The following is a 13,913-nucleotide window of genomic DNA, read 5'->3' as shown; positions in this document are numbered from 1 at the left end:
GTCAGCCGCCATCGGCAGCAGCACCGGGTACGCCGAAACCGTTTTGTTCGAGGATGGCGCGACCCTCGTCGCCCAGGACGAAGGCGAAGAAGGCCTCGGCCTCGTCGCCGGCATTGCGCGTCAGGACCATGGCCTGGCGGATCGGGGCGTACAGGGCCTCGTCGACGATGGCAAAGCTGCCGGTCCCGCGCATCGCCGGGCTGGTGGCGAGGCTGGCGGCGATCAAACCGGCATCCACGGAGCCGCTGGCGGCGAATTGTGCCGCCTGGGCCACATTTTCGCCATAAACCAGCAGATCGCGGACATGGTCGGTCAGGGCGGTGGCGTCGAGCGCTTCCATCGCGGCCCGTCCGTAGGGTGCCAGTTCGGGATTGGCGATCGCCAGCTTGCGCAGCCGGCCGTCCTTCAAGGACCGGGCGAGGCCATCGAGATTGCTGTCAACCGCGACGGGCGACCCGCTGACGGCAAAGATGGCGAGCCGGCCCAGCCCGTAGACCGTGCCGCGCCGGTCGACCAGGTCCCGTTCATGCAGATCCGCGATGTAGTTTTCATCGGCCGCCATGAACAGTTCGAAGGGTGCCGAATGGGCGATCTGCTGGCTGATATTGCCCGACGAGCCGAAGACGAGCCGTGGCGCCGGATGCCCTTGTGCGGCAAAGGCCGTGGCCAGCCCGGCCAGGGCATACTGCAGGCTCGAAGCCGCGGCCACCAGCGCCGGTTCCTGCGCACGCGCGGGCAGCAGGCCGGCGCACAGCACGAGGAAGGCCGCGGCGAAGGCCACGAGACGACGATGCTTCATGTTACCGACCTTCCGGTGAACGGCGAAATCCTGCAATCAGTTTGTCAGTTTGCCGGATGTGGATTGTCAAGGGTGTGAGTTCGGGATTGTCGCCAACCATCGGTTGCTTCACATGCGGTTCGATCTGCTATAGGTCGCGGTTCGTCAACCCTTGTCCACCACCAGCGGATCGGCACTCATGGCCAAGCAGCATCGCATGTTCGTCTGCCAGAACTGCGGACAGGTGCATCCGCGCTGGGCGGGGCGCTGCGACGGCTGCGGCGGGTGGAACACGCTGGTGGAGGAGATCGTCGAGGCGGCGACGCGCAAGGAGGCCGACCGGACGCGCCGGCGCGCCGGCATGCTCGAACTGGTCGGGTTGTCGGGCGAGGACCGGCCGGCACCGAGACTGTCGACGGGCATCGATGAACTGGATCGTGCGCTGGGCGGCGGCGTCGTTCCGGGCTCGGCGATGTTGCTGGGCGGAGATCCGGGCATCGGCAAGTCCACGCTGACGCTCCAGGCCGCTGCCGCTCTCGCGATGGCCGGGCATCGTGTCGTCTATATCAGTGGCGAGGAATCGATCGCGCAGATCCGCCTGCGCGCGACCCGACTCGGTATCGACGGCAGCAATGCGTCGGGGCTGGAGCTGGCGGCTTCGGGTTCGGTTGAGGAAGTGCTGGGTGCGATCCGCGGCGAAGCCATGCCGGCACTGCTGGTGATCGATTCGATCCAGACCATGCATGTCGGCGAGATCGAAAGCGCACCGGGCACGGTGAGCCAGCTGCGCGCCGCTTCGCAGCGGCTGATCCAGTTCGCCAAGCGGCATGCCATGGCATTGCTGCTGATCGGGCACGTGACCAAGGACGGGCAGATTGCCGGACCGCGCGTGCTGGAGCACATGGTCGACACCGTCCTTTACTTCGAGGGCGAGAGCAGTCTTCAGTTCCGCATCCTGCGGGCCGTGAAGAACCGTTTCGGACCCGCCAACGAGATTGGCGTCTTCGAGATGCGCGAGGCCGGGCTGGTTCCGGTGGGCAATCCCTCGGCATTGTTCCTTGGCGCCCGCGAGGAGGCGGTGGCCGGAACCGTCGTCTTCGCCGGCATCGAGGGCAGCCGGCCGATCCTCGTCGAGATACAGGCGCTGGTCGCGCCGAGCCCTCTCGCCACTCCCAGGCGGGCGGTGGTCGGTTGGGACAGCAACCGCCTGGCAATGCTTCTGGCTGTGCTGGAAACGCGATGCGGACTTGTGATGAGCGGTCGCGACGTCTATCTCAACGTCGCTGGCGGAATGCGGGTGCAGGAACCTGCGGCCGATCTCGCAGTCGCGGCAGCGCTGGTTTCGTCACTGGTCGACCGGCCGGTCAGGGCGGATACGGTGTTGTTCGGCGAAGTCGGCCTGGCTGGCGAGGTCAGACCCGTGAGCCGGCGGGACTCCCGTCTCAGGGAGGCCGAAAAGCTGGGGTTTGGCCGGGCGATCACGCCCAGGCGCGGTGATGAAGGCGCAAGGGGACCCATCGACCAGGTGGAATTGTCCCGACTGAACGGCCTTGTCGACCTCGTCTGAGCGGACCGGATGGCGAAAGTCGCCAGAACGGTTGGGCCAGAACGGTTGGGTATGAACGTGGCAAGAGAAGCGGACGGTTCATGAATGATCTGGGTTTGACCATCTTCGATGTCGGTGTGATCCTGATTGTCGGAACATCGGCCCTGCTGTCGCTGATGCGCGGCGGCGTCCGCGAGATCTTCAACCTCGCGAGCTGGATCGGTGCGCTGGCCGTAGCATCCTATGCTTTCAGTCAGTTTCGCCCGATGGTGCTGGATGCCGTCCATAACGATCTCATTGCCGATATCGGCACCGGTTTTCTCGTGTTCTTCATTCCGCTGGTCGTATTCAAGCTCATCGGCGGTGCCATTGCCAATGCCATTTCCCGCAGTGCGCTGGGGCCGATCGACCGGTTGCTCGGGCTCGTCTTCGGTTTCGCCCGGGGTGCGCTCATTGTCTGTGCGGGATATCTCGTGGCAACGGAACTGATGCCGCGCGAGCAGTTTCCCGATTGGGTAACAGGCGCGCGAACCCTGCCACAGGTGGAGGAAGGTACCGCCTGGCTGGCACAATACGTTCCCGACGACCTGATGGCTCGCTCACAGGAAGCCGTGAACACGACTCTCGAACGTGCCCGCGATTCCGGAACCGGTACTACCGGAACCGGCTTGCCGGCGAACTAGATGTCCTGCCGGTCGAAATGCTTCGATCCGGGGACAAGGGTGCCAGCCATACCGTGACGCCGCCGAAGGAGTATCGATGGCCAGTTTCCCGTTCTCTTCGTCTGGCAGGACCGACGACGATGACAAGCTCAAGGAAGAGTGCGGTGTCTTCGCCCTGTTCAATCACGAGGACGCTGCCGCGCATGCCGTGCTGGGCCTGCACGCCCTGCAGCACCGCGGTCAGGAAGCGGCAGGCATCGTCTCCTTCGATGGGCGCCATTTCCACAGCCACAGGGCAACGGGCCTCATCGGCGACAGTTTTTCGCGCAGGAGCGTGGTCGACCAGCTCAAGGGGCATGCCGCCATCGGCCACACGCGCTATGCGACGACCGGCGAAAGCATGCTGCGCAACGTTCAGCCGCTGTTCGCCGACTTCGTGTTCGGCGGGATGGCGATCGCCCATAACGGCAACCTGACCAACGCGCTCACGCTGCGGCGCGAACTGGTCAACCGGGGATGCATCTTCCAGTCCACGACCGACACCGAGGTCATCGTCCACCTGATCGCCCGTTCGCACAAGACCAGCACCATCGACCGTATCGTCGATGCACTGGGCCAGGTCGAGGGGGCCTATTCGCTGGTCGCGCTGATGGACGACGGCATCGTCGGCGCGCGCGATCCGCTGGGTGTGCGGCCGCTCGTGCTCGGCCGGCTGGGTGACGCGCACATCCTCGCATCGGAGACCTGTGCGCTCGACATTCTCGGAGCGGAGACCGTGCGGGAGATCGAGCCCGGCGAGATCGTCATCGTCAATGGCGACGGCGTGAGATCGATCCATCCGTTCCGTGCCGTCCCGCAGCGTTTCTGCGTCTTCGAATATGTCTACTTCGCCCGCCCCGACAGCGTGATGGAAGGGCGGGGCGTCTACGAGGTGCGCAAGCGTATCGGCATCGAACTGGCGCGAGAGGCACCTGCCGATGCGGATGTCGTGGTTCCCGTACCGGACAGCGGCGTGCCGGCAGCCATCGGCTATGCCCAGGAGGCGGGCAGGCCCTTCGAGCTCGGCATCATTCGCAACCACTATGTCGGCCGCACGTTCATCGAGCCGACCGACACCATCCGCCATCTCGGGGTACGTCTGAAACACAATGCCAACCGGGCCACCCTGGAAGGCAAGTCGGTCGTCCTCGTCGACGACAGCATCGTGCGCGGTACCACCTCGACCAAGATTGTCGCCATGGTCCGGGCGGCGGGCGCCACCGCGGTACACATGCGCATCGCCAGCCCTCCGACCATGCATTCCTGCTTTTACGGTGTGGATACACCCGAACGCAGCCAGTTGCTCGCGTTCAGCCACAGCATTGAGGAGATGAAGACGCTGATCGGCGTGGACAGCCTCGCATTCGTTTCGCTCGACGGACTTTACCGGGCTGTGGGCGAGGCCCAACGCAACCAGGGATCGCCGCAATTCTGCGATGCCTGCTTTTCGGGAGACTATCCGACGGCGTTGCGCGATCATGATGGCGGCGATGCCCGGCCGAAACTCACCTTCATGCTTGAGGGCAACTAGATCATGTCATCATCATCGCTCAAGGGCCGCGTCGTGCTGGTCACCGGCGCCAGCCGCGGGCTTGGCCGGGCCGTAGCCGCTGCCGCAACCCGCGCTGGAGCGCGGATCATCGCGCTTGCGCGGACCAAGGCGGCGCTTGAAGAGCTTGACGACGAGATGCGGGCCGACGGGCTTGATGTCACCCTGCTGCCGCTCGATGTCCTCGACGGCGATTCCATTGACCGGCTGGGGCTGTCGATCGGTCAGCGGTTCGGTCGGCTCGACGGGTTCGTCCATTGCGCCGCCGAACTCGGGCCGCTCACTCCGACGGCCCAGCTCGATCCCGCCACCCTGGCGCGGGTGATGGCGGTCAATGCCCTTTCGGCGCAAAGGCTGATCCGCAGCCTCGATCCCCTGTTCCGATTGAGCGACGGGGCGCGGCTGGTGTTTCTCTCCGACGGCAATGCGACGAGCCAGCGGCCGTTCTGGGCTGCCTACGCCGCGAGCAAGAACGCTCTGGCGGCGATCGCCTCGGCCTATGCTGCCGAGGTCGAGAAAACTGCCATCAGGGTAAAGTGGCTGGATCCGGGTCCGATGGCCACCCGGCTGCGACGGGCCGCCTATCCGGGCGACGCTGACGATGCCCGGCCGCATCCGCGGGAAGCCGCAGCGAAAGTGCTGGAACTTCTGGCCGCGGAACGGTCCTGATCCTCCGTTTCAGTCGCCCGGAGTGCCAGGCTCCGGCTGGTCGCCGAGAAAACCGGTGAGCGCCAGATCGTTGCCGAGCAGCATGAAATCGGTCACGGCCAGCTTGCGGATGTCGATCCGTTCGGGGATGTCGAGCAGGCGGCAGGGATTGGTCCAGGCCATGCGCAGTACTTCCTCCACATCGCATCCGACGACGTGGACCATGCGCTGCACGCATTCGAGCAGGGAGACGTGTGCGCCCGCCAGAGCTCCCTCGGCATTGACCAGGCGTCCTTCCTGCACGTGAATCGTGCGGCCGTAGAGGTCGAACGACGGGGGACCGCCCACCGTCGGCATGGCGTCCGAGACCAGCACCATCCGGTCGGCGACGGGCCGCGCGCGCACCGCGAGGCCGACCATGTCGTCGGCCACGTGGATTCCATCGCAGATGATCCCGCAATAGGCCGCGCTGTTGATGGCCGTTCCGATCACGCCGGGTTCCCTCCCGGTCATGGGTGACATGGCGTTGTAGAGATGCGTGAAGGAGCAGGCCCCTTCGTCGAGCGCGCGGCGGGCGGTGGCGGAATCGGCATCCGAATGACCGATCGATACCTTGACGCCCATGGGCACCAGTTCGGCAATGTCGCCGGCCGCCACCATCTCCGGTGCGAGTGTCAGGAGAACGCGCACATCGTGCCGGCGCAGGAGCCGCAGCAGGTCGCGGGTACGGTCGTCAAGCGGACGGATGAACCGCTCAGCATGCGTACCCCGACGCGCCGGATTGAGATGGGGTCCTTCGATGTGGATACCGCGCACACCGAAGCGTTCCCCCACCTCCATGACCCCGCGGGCCACGGCCTCGATCCGCTCCGGCGCGTCGGTGATGACGGTCGGCAGCCAGAATGCCGTTCCGAGGCGGCGGTGGGCTTGTGCCACATTGCGGAGACCTTCCGGCGAACCGTCGATATTGAGCAGCGTACCGCCACCGCCATTGATCTGGAGGTCGAAAAGTCCAGGCGTGACGGTGCCATTTACATCGTGTCTGATCGCCGAGGCCGCGAGCGAGGAGGCATCGGCGATGTCGCGGGCCACACCGTCGACGAAGCGCAGCGCAGCGCCCCGTCGCAGGTCGACGCCGTCGAAAAGGGCGGTCGGAACGCACCACCAGTCGCGCGCTTCCATCAGCGCCTGAGGAACAACTGTCATCGGCCTTCGCCCCTTTTGACGTGCTTGAACCGGACCGTCGGGGCGGGTCGGCGACCGTTGGTCCAACCACCTGGATGCGTCGTCGGACGACCCGTGCGGTGGAACCAGCTAATAGGACCAGTACAATACAAAAATCAATACCAATGTCATATCCATATGAAACCATGACATACCAAGAATTTTCGACATGATATATGTATATCCAAAATACATGGAACATATGGATAAAATATTCAATCTTGCAATATTTATTCTATGGAATTTTATCATAATAGGTTCTATGTTGGTATTATAGAGGCATGCAAACGGATTCCCGATGGACAGAAGCGATCTCGAGACCTTCTTCAAACCATCTCTGTGGTATGTTGCCAGTCAGGGGCCGCGTTATCTCCAGTTGTGCAAGTACATAGGAGCCGCAATCCGCGACGGCCGTCTTCCGCAGGACCTGCAACTTCCGCCGGAACGGGAACTTGCAGCGATGGCGGAAGTCTCCCGCGTGACGATCCGCAAGGCGGTCGCGGAACTCGTCAACGAGCAGGTCATCGAACGCCATCACGGATCGGGTTCGTTTGTGCGTCCCGCACCCGAGAAGGTCGAGCACCGCCTTTCGGCGCTCACCTCCTTTACCGAGTACATGAGTATGCGCGGCTACAGGTCGAACACGATCAACATCAGCAGTGGCGTGCATCTGCCACATCCGGACGAGGCGATGGCCCTCGGCCTTCCGCCGGGACAACAGGTCGCACGTCTCCGCCGGTTGCGCAGTGCCGACGGTGTGCCGATGGCGATCGAGGTGAGCGTGTTGCCGACCGACATCCTTCCCGATCCCGATGAAGTCGCACATTCGCTTTACGAGGTTCTGCGGGAGCGCGATTGCCTTCCCGTGCGCGCCATCCAGCGGATCAGCGCGGTGAACGTTGAGGCCCGCGATGCCGAGCTGCTGGAGCTTGAAGATGGCATGGCCGTCCTCAAGATCGACAGGACGGCCTATCTGGGAAACGGACGTCCGATCGAGTTCACGCGAGGTCACTACCGGAGCGACATTTATGATTTCATCGCCGAACTGAGGAACTGATCCGATCCCGGATCGTGTTGCGGCGAGCTGCATTTCGGAACATCCTCCCACCACGGCCGCAGATCGCCGCGGGAAAAATTTGCTGTTGCCCCGGCTTGATTCGTCGTGCATTCGAGGGCGCGCTGATGTGCGATAGTGCTTTCAACCAGTCGTTTCGAAGTGGCGGAAGTCCTGAAAGTCGGGCTATGACTGAGTCGGGAATTTCCGGTTCGAGAGGTGGCGGAACCCGGGTTTATCGGGCGAAACAGGAGAGTTCTCCTCATGAAGACTAAAACGGGCTTGTTGTGCCGCAAGCTTGCGGCAGTCAGCACGGTGCTGGTGTTTCTCATGGGCGCCGGTGACTCTCGGGCGCAGGACAATGGCGCGCAACAGGGGCAGGACCAGCGGCCTGTCGTCCAGGTCGCCGAAGTCAAGATGCGGGAACTCGGGGACCGCGCGGAGTTCCTGGGGCGGATTGAAGGCGATCTCCGGGTCGAGCTCAGGGCGAGGGTCACGGGGTTCCTGCGTGAAGTGGCCTTCGCGGAAGGCGATCAGGTCACGAAGGACCAGTTGCTGTTCCTGATCGAGCCCGAGCAGTACGAGGCTGCCGTCGAACAGAGCAAGGCGCAGCTCGCTTCCGCCGAAGCCGACCTGAAGAAGGCCAATATCGACCTCAAGCGCCAGGAGAGCCTTGCCAGCCGCAATGCGACCTCGCAGGCCGATCTCGATACCGCGATCGCCGCCGAGGGTACGGCCAAGGCATCGGTCGAGATGGCGAAGGCGGAGCTCTGGCAGGCGGAGATCGAGCTTTCCTACACACGCATCGAAAGTCCCATCGACGGGCGCGTCGGCCTTTCGGTCTATGACATCGGCAATCTTGTCGGGGCGGACTCGGGTGTTCTCGCGACGGTGGTGAAGTCCGATCCCGCCAAGGCCTATTTCGAGGTCACCCAGCGCCAGCTCCTGGATGCCCGCGAGCGGGTCGGAGACGCGCCGCTGCTGGTCACCGCGGTCCTCGCCAACGGCAAGCCCTACGAGCACCAGGGAAAGATCGATTTCTTCGACGTCAAGGTCAATCCGCGGACGGACGGTCAGATCGTGCGTGCGATCTTCCCCAATCCGAACCAGATGCTGACCGACGGGCAGACCGTCCGCATCCAGATCGAGGAAGCCTCCCCGCAGAAGGTGCCGACCATCCCGATGGTGGCCGTCGGGGCCGATCAGTCGGGCTCCTACGTCCTGCTCGTCACCGATGACAGCAAGGTCAAGCGCCAGAACGTCAAGCTCGGTCCGCAGCGAGATGCCATCGTGGCCGTCCGTGAAGGGCTGGATGTGGGGCAGAAGGTCATTGTCCAGGGGCAGTTACGCGTGAAGGAGGGGATGGAGGTCAGGACCGAACAGGCGGAGGACACACCCTCGCTGAAGTCGGATAGCGGATCATGATTTCATCGGTCTTCATCAAGCGTCCCCGATTGGCGATGGTCATCGCGGCGGTCATCACGATCGCCGGAGCCATCGCCATCACCGCCATTCCTGTGGCGCAGTTTCCCGATATCGTCCCGCCGCAGGTCAGCGTCACGGCACAATATCCGGGCGCTTCGGCCGAAGACGTCGAATCCACCGTTGCCCAGGTGATCGAATCGCAGGTCAACGGCGTCGACAACATGATCTACATGAAATCGACGTCGGGCGCCGATGGTTCCTATACGCTCACCGTGAGTTTCGAGGTCGGCACGGACCCGGACATCAACACGGTCAACGTGATGAACCGCGTCAACGCGATCCTGTCACAGCTGCCGACCGAGACGCAGCGGCTGGGCGTGACGGTCCAGAAGAAATCGTCCGCATTGCTTCAGGTCGTGGCGATAACCTCGCCTGACGAGAGCCGTGACGAGCTCTTCTTGACGAATTTCGCGACGATCAGCCTCGTCGACTATCTCTCCCGCGTCCACGGCGTCGGGCAGGCCGCACTGTTCGGCAACAAGCAGTATGCCATGCGGATCTGGCTCGATACGCTGCGCATGGCCGATCTCGGCGTGTCGGTTCAGGAAGTCACGGATGCCATCCAGTCGCAGAACATGATGGCGGCCGTCGGCCGCATCGGCGCGGCACCGTTGACCAACGATACCGAGTTCCAGCTCAACATCAGCACGCGCGGCCGCATGGTCGAGGCGGAGGAATTCGGCGATATCGTGATCCGTTCGCTTCCCGATGGCGGGCAGTTGCGCATTCGCGATGTCGCGAAGGTCGAACTCGGCGGCAAGTCGGATGATGCCTTCACCCGGTTCAACGGCAAGCCTGCGGCCGGTATCGGCATCTACCAGTCGCCGGGTGCGAACGCCGTGCAGGTTGCCGATGCGGTCCGCGCCGAACTGGAGCGGCTGCGGCCGGATTTTCCCGAAGGTGTCGACGCCAATGTCGTCTATGACACCACGGTGTTCGTCGACAAGACGATCGAGTCCGTCATCCACACGCTGTTCGAGGCCTTTGTCCTCGTTGCGATCGTGGTCTTCATCTTTCTTGGCAATCTTCGTGCGACGGTCATCCCGATCGTTGTCGTGCCGATCGCACTGATCGGTACGTTCACCTTCATGCTGGCCCTGGGTTTCTCCGCGAACACGATTTCGCTCCTCGCCATGTGTCTTGCCATCGGCATCGTGGTCGATGACGCCATCGTCGTCGTCGAGGCCGTCGAACACAAGCTGGAGGAGCATCCCGACCTGACGGCGGCCGAAGCCACCGAGCAGGCCATGAAGGAAATCACCGGGCCGATCATCGCCATCACGCTCGTCCTGCTGTCGGTGTTCCTGCCCACCGCGTTCATTCCCGGGATCAGCGGCCAGCTGTACCAGCAGTTCGCCGTGTCGGTTTCGGTGTCGATGATCATCTCGGCATTGAACGCGCTCACGCTTTCACCGGCTCTCTGTTCGCTCATTCTCAAGCCGGGAGACAAGCGGGATTCGGGCGTCATGCACTGGATCCAGCAGCGGATCGAAAATACGCGGAACGGTTATGCGCGCGTGGTCGGCAAGATCGCCAAGCGCATCTTCGTCACCCTCGTGGCGCTGGTCGGGTTCCTGGTCATGACGGGCATGATCGCGAAAGTGGTGCCTTCCGGCTTTCTTCCCGATGAGGACAAGGGTGCCTTCATGGGGGAGATCCAGTTGCCGGCCGCGGCCTCCACCTCGCGAACCCGGGCCGTCATCGAGGACATCGAGGAGAAGATCAAGGACAAGCCGTGGCTGGAAAGTATGTTCATGGTGGGCGGTTACAGCCTGCTGGACGGTCTTTCCCTGCCCAACCGCGCCATGATGATCGCGACGCTGAAGCCGTTTGACGAGCGCACCGATCCGAGCCTGTCGGTCTTCTCGGCGATCGACGATACCCGCAAGGAAATGGCGTCGATTGCCGCTGCCAACGTGGCGGTCTTCAACCTGCCACCCATCATGGGTCTCGGAACGGGCTCGGGCTTCGAGTACCAGTTGCAGAGTCAGGGAAGTGCCACGCCGGAAGATCTGGCGCAGGTCTCCCGCGGTCTGGCCCAGGCCGCGCAGTCCGACCAGCGTGTTGCCTACCTCATCAACACCTTCAACGCTTCCACGCCGCAGGTTTACCTGAATGTCGACCGTGAGCGGGCCCTGACCCTCGGTGTGGCCGTCAGCGATATCTTCTCGACGTTGCAGTCATTGATGGGTGGTGCATACATCAACGATTTCAACCGGTTCGGCCGTACGTGGCAGGTGAAGGTGCAGGCCGTGGCGGACCGCCGGATGCAGATCGAGGATATCCTCAATGTCCGTGTCATGTCCTCGAATGGCGATCTCGTCCCGGTGAGGGCATTCGCCACCATCGAACTGACAACAGCGGCGAGTACGATGGTACGGTTCAACAATCTGAAAGCCGTGACCATTCAGGGTGGCCCTGCTCCCGGCTATTCGTCGGGCGAGTCGATTACCGGGATGGAGGACATCTCGGCGAAGACGCTGCCATCGGGGTACACCTACCAATGGGCGGGCACGGCGTTCCAGGAGAAGAAGGCGAGCGGCCAGACCGGTGCCATTCTCGTCCTGGCCCTGCTGTTCGCCTATCTCTTCCTTGTCGGTCTGTATGAAAGCTGGATGATCCCGCTGGGTGTCATCCTGTCGGTGAGCTTCGGCATGTCGGGTGCGTTCGTCGCGCTGATGGTGTCGGGCCTCGACAACAACATCTTCGCCCAGATCGGTATCGTCGTGCTGATCGCGCTCGCATCGAAGAACGCCATTCTCATCGTCGAGTTCGCGATGATGCAACGGGAGGAGGGGAAGTCCATCGTCGAATCCGCCATCGCAGGTGCAGACCTGCGGTTCAGGGCGGTGATGATGACGTCCTTCGCCTTCATCCTTGGCCTTGTTCCCCTGGTCCTTGCTTCAGGTGCAGGTGCCGCGACCGAACAGGCGGTCGCGATGTCGGTGTTCGGCGGCATGATCGCGGCGAGTGGCATTGGCATTTTCTTCATTCCGGGGCTCTACGTCGTCTTCCAGTCGCTGCGTGAGAGGGCACACCGCATGCTGGGCAAGCCCCTGTATGAAAAGAAGGAAGAGGCCGGTAGCACGCAAGGTGACGACAATCGGAAATAAGATGGCAGCAGCGATGATACATCCAAGCCATCCGGGCCGGAGAAAGACGATGGCGAGTCGGCTTGAGCTTGACACTATGCTGAACCTTCCGCCTTTGCCGGGACGTTGACAGGAGTTACTTGTATGGCTTCCGAATACCTTCGATCCGTTCTGACGGTCGCGGCCCTCACCGGAGGTCTGGCGGCATGTTCGCCCTTCAGCGACACGCCACCGCCTGCGACATCCATCGGTTTGCCGGAATCCCCGCAGAACTTTGCGGTTCGGGCCGAGGATGAGCCCGGCCTGGTCGATGACAACTGGGTTGCGAGTTTCGACGACCAGAAACTCAATGCGCTGGTCAGTGAGGCGATGACCAACAACCTGAGCCTGAAGGGCACGGCAGCCAAGGTGAGGGAGGCCGAGGCCAGGGCGCGTCGTGCCGGTGCCGAGCTCAGTCCGGAAGTCGACTTGTCGGGCAGTGGCGGGCGGGGCGGCCCCCTTCAGGATACGGCTACGGGCAGCTTCGACCTCGGGTTGCAGGCGTCCTGGGAACTGGATGTGTGGAACAGACTGGGAAATGAAGCCCAGGCGGCCACTCTCGATGCCATCGCCGCCCGGGCTGACTATCGCGGTGCCCGCCTGTCGCTTGCCGGCCAGGTGGCGACCTCATGGTTCGTGTTGCTTGGCGATGCCCGGCAGGTCGAGCTCGACGAGCGCAATCTCCAGACACAGTTGCAGGCCTACAATGTCGTCGATGCGCGAGTCGAGACCGGGCTGGTCATGCCACTCGACCGCAATGTCGCCCAGGCCGACGTGGCGCGGGCGCGTGAGCAGCTGGCGCAGAGCAAGGGCGCATTCGACGATGCCGCCCGAAGCCTCGAGATTGTCCTCGGGCGTTATCCGTCCGCCGAAATCGAGGCGGCAAAGAAGCTTACCGAGGTTCCTCCGCCCACACCGGCCGGCCTGCCATCCGAATTGCTTGAGCGACGCCCCGATATCGTCGCAGCCGATCGCCGGGTCGCAGCCGCATATAATCGTACTGCTGCCGCAAAGGCCGCCCGTCTGCCGCAGTTTTCGCTGACAGCCAACATCGGTGGCACCAGCCAGAACCTCAAGGACGTGCTCGACCCGATCAACATCGCCTGGAACTTCGCCGGCAATATCTTCATGCCCGTCTTTGATGGAGGACGTCTGGAAACCGAGGCGGAGATCTCGACGGCGCTGCAGGAAGAGGCTCTCGCGAGTTACGCCGATCTTGCATTGAATGCGTTCGGCGAGGTGGAGACCGCCCTGGCCAATGAGGGTGTTCTGCGCACGCAGGAAGAGCAGTTGAAGATTACCGTGCAGCAATTGAGCGAAGCCGAGAACATCACCATGGCGCGCTATCGCGAAGGGCAGGTGAACTATCTGGATGTGAACCAGGTCCGACAGGAGCGCATCTCGGCGGAAAAGCAGCATCTCGGTCTCCAGGTCGAACGGCTCAAGCAGCGCGTGCAGCTTCACCTCGTCCTGGGTGGATCGTTCAAGGAGGACGAGCCGCCGGCGTCCGATCTGCCGAAACCCGGCATGGACAGTGAAAAGAGCGGTGAACCGGCGGCTCCTGCCGCCTGAGGTCTCCGTGAGCCTGGAAACCGGGCCATCCATGGATGGATCCGGTGACGCTGTGAGTTCCCGGACTCGCGGCCGCGACAGTGTCGTTCTGTCGTGGCCGCCGACGTCCGGGTATCAGCGTATCTGACGCAGCCCTTGAGAGCACGGCCCGGCTCCACGTCGATGCCGTGGCTCAGGCACTGGAAAATATCACATCAACAATAGCCATACCGTTCTGGAAACAAT

At 63.1% G+C, this 13,913-nt stretch carries 10 protein-coding genes; 8 read left to right on the top strand and 2 right to left on the bottom strand.

Annotated elements, in window-relative coordinates; genetic code table 11:
* Position 1 precedes the first annotated feature (1 nt).
* The gene (gene modA / locus H6851_04715) at positions 2-799 is read right to left on the bottom strand and encodes a molybdate ABC transporter substrate-binding protein (protein ID MCB9942905.1); all 798 of its coding nucleotides are present in this window, start codon (positions 797-799) and stop codon (positions 2-4) included.
* Positions 800-977: 178 nt separating this feature from the next.
* On the opposite strand from modA, the gene radA reads away from it, so the two are divergent.
* The 4 genes from radA (at position 978) to H6851_04695 (ending at position 5,243) form a co-directional block, all read left to right on the top strand.
* A complete protein-coding gene (gene radA / locus H6851_04710; protein ID MCB9942904.1) occupies positions 978-2,345 on the top strand; it encodes a DNA repair protein RadA in 1,368 nt (455 codons plus the stop codon).
* Between the two features lie 80 nt (positions 2,346-2,425).
* Entirely contained in the window at positions 2,426-3,007 is a 582-nt protein-coding gene (locus tag H6851_04705) for a CvpA family protein (GenBank protein MCB9942903.1), read from the top strand.
* A 76-nt stretch (positions 3,008-3,083) separates the two neighbouring features.
* A complete protein-coding gene (locus H6851_04700) occupies positions 3,084-4,556 on the top strand; it encodes an amidophosphoribosyltransferase (GenBank protein ID MCB9942902.1) in 1,473 nt (490 codons plus the stop codon).
* A gap of 3 nt (positions 4,557-4,559) precedes the next feature.
* Positions 4,560-5,243 (top strand): SDR family NAD(P)-dependent oxidoreductase, encoded by a 684-nt coding sequence (locus H6851_04695; GenBank protein ID MCB9942901.1) that lies wholly within the window; start codon positions 4,560-4,562, stop codon positions 5,241-5,243.
* 9 nt (positions 5,244-5,252) lie between these two features.
* Here the strand turns inward: H6851_04695 and H6851_04690 are convergent, their stop codons facing one another.
* Positions 5,253-6,428, bottom strand: a complete 1,176-nt coding sequence (locus H6851_04690) for an N-acetylglucosamine-6-phosphate deacetylase (GenBank protein MCB9942900.1) — start codon at positions 6,426-6,428, stop codon at positions 5,253-5,255.
* A 316-nt stretch (positions 6,429-6,744) separates the two neighbouring features.
* Between H6851_04690 and H6851_04685 the strand changes: the two genes are divergently transcribed.
* The 4 genes from H6851_04685 (at position 6,745) to H6851_04670 (ending at position 13,688) form a co-directional block, all read left to right on the top strand.
* Positions 6,745-7,503: a GntR family transcriptional regulator gene (locus H6851_04685; GenBank protein MCB9942899.1), complete on the top strand. Its 759-nt coding sequence runs from the start codon at positions 6,745-6,747 to the stop codon at positions 7,501-7,503.
* A 261-nt stretch (positions 7,504-7,764) separates the two neighbouring features.
* Entirely contained in the window at positions 7,765-8,925 is a 1,161-nt protein-coding gene (locus tag H6851_04680) for an efflux RND transporter periplasmic adaptor subunit (GenBank protein ID MCB9942898.1), read from the top strand.
* On the top strand, positions 8,922-12,098 hold the full coding sequence (locus tag H6851_04675) for an efflux RND transporter permease subunit (GenBank protein MCB9942897.1): 3,177 nt from the start codon (positions 8,922-8,924) through the stop codon (positions 12,096-12,098). The genes H6851_04680 and H6851_04675 overlap by 4 nt, the downstream gene beginning before the upstream one ends.
* 123 nt (positions 12,099-12,221) lie before the next feature.
* Positions 12,222-13,688, top strand: coding sequence for a TolC family protein (locus H6851_04670; protein MCB9942896.1), 1,467 nt, complete (start codon positions 12,222-12,224; stop codon positions 13,686-13,688).
* Positions 13,689-13,913 lie beyond the last annotated feature (225 nt).

It is taken from the genome of Geminicoccaceae bacterium (assembly GCA_020638465.1).
Taxonomy (GTDB): Bacteria; Pseudomonadota; Alphaproteobacteria; order Geminicoccales; family Geminicoccaceae; genus JAGREO01.
The sequence above is the reverse complement of the archived record's forward strand: the minus strand, read 5'-3'. Positions and strand labels throughout refer to the sequence as shown.

Coding starts and splice junctions, on each gene's coding strand:
- H6851_04695 (MCB9942901.1), top strand. CDS start 4,560: ATGTCATCATCATCGCTCAAGGGCCGCGTCGTGCTGGTCACCGGCGCC.
- H6851_04670 (MCB9942896.1), top strand. CDS start 12,222: ATGGCTTCCGAATACCTTCGATCCGTTCTGACGGTCGCGGCCCTCACC.
- H6851_04680 (MCB9942898.1), top strand. CDS start 7,765: ATGAAGACTAAAACGGGCTTGTTGTGCCGCAAGCTTGCGGCAGTCAGC.
- H6851_04700 (MCB9942902.1), top strand. CDS start 3,084: ATGGCCAGTTTCCCGTTCTCTTCGTCTGGCAGGACCGACGACGATGAC.
- H6851_04675 (MCB9942897.1), top strand. CDS start 8,922: ATGATTTCATCGGTCTTCATCAAGCGTCCCCGATTGGCGATGGTCATC.
- H6851_04705 (MCB9942903.1), top strand. CDS start 2,426: ATGAATGATCTGGGTTTGACCATCTTCGATGTCGGTGTGATCCTGATT.
- radA (MCB9942904.1), top strand. CDS start 978: ATGGCCAAGCAGCATCGCATGTTCGTCTGCCAGAACTGCGGACAGGTG.
- modA (MCB9942905.1), bottom strand. CDS start 799: ATGAAGCATCGTCGTCTCGTGGCCTTCGCCGCGGCCTTCCTCGTGCTG.
- H6851_04685 (MCB9942899.1), top strand. CDS start 6,745: ATGGACAGAAGCGATCTCGAGACCTTCTTCAAACCATCTCTGTGGTAT.
- H6851_04690 (MCB9942900.1), bottom strand. CDS start 6,428: ATGACAGTTGTTCCTCAGGCGCTGATGGAAGCGCGCGACTGGTGGTGC.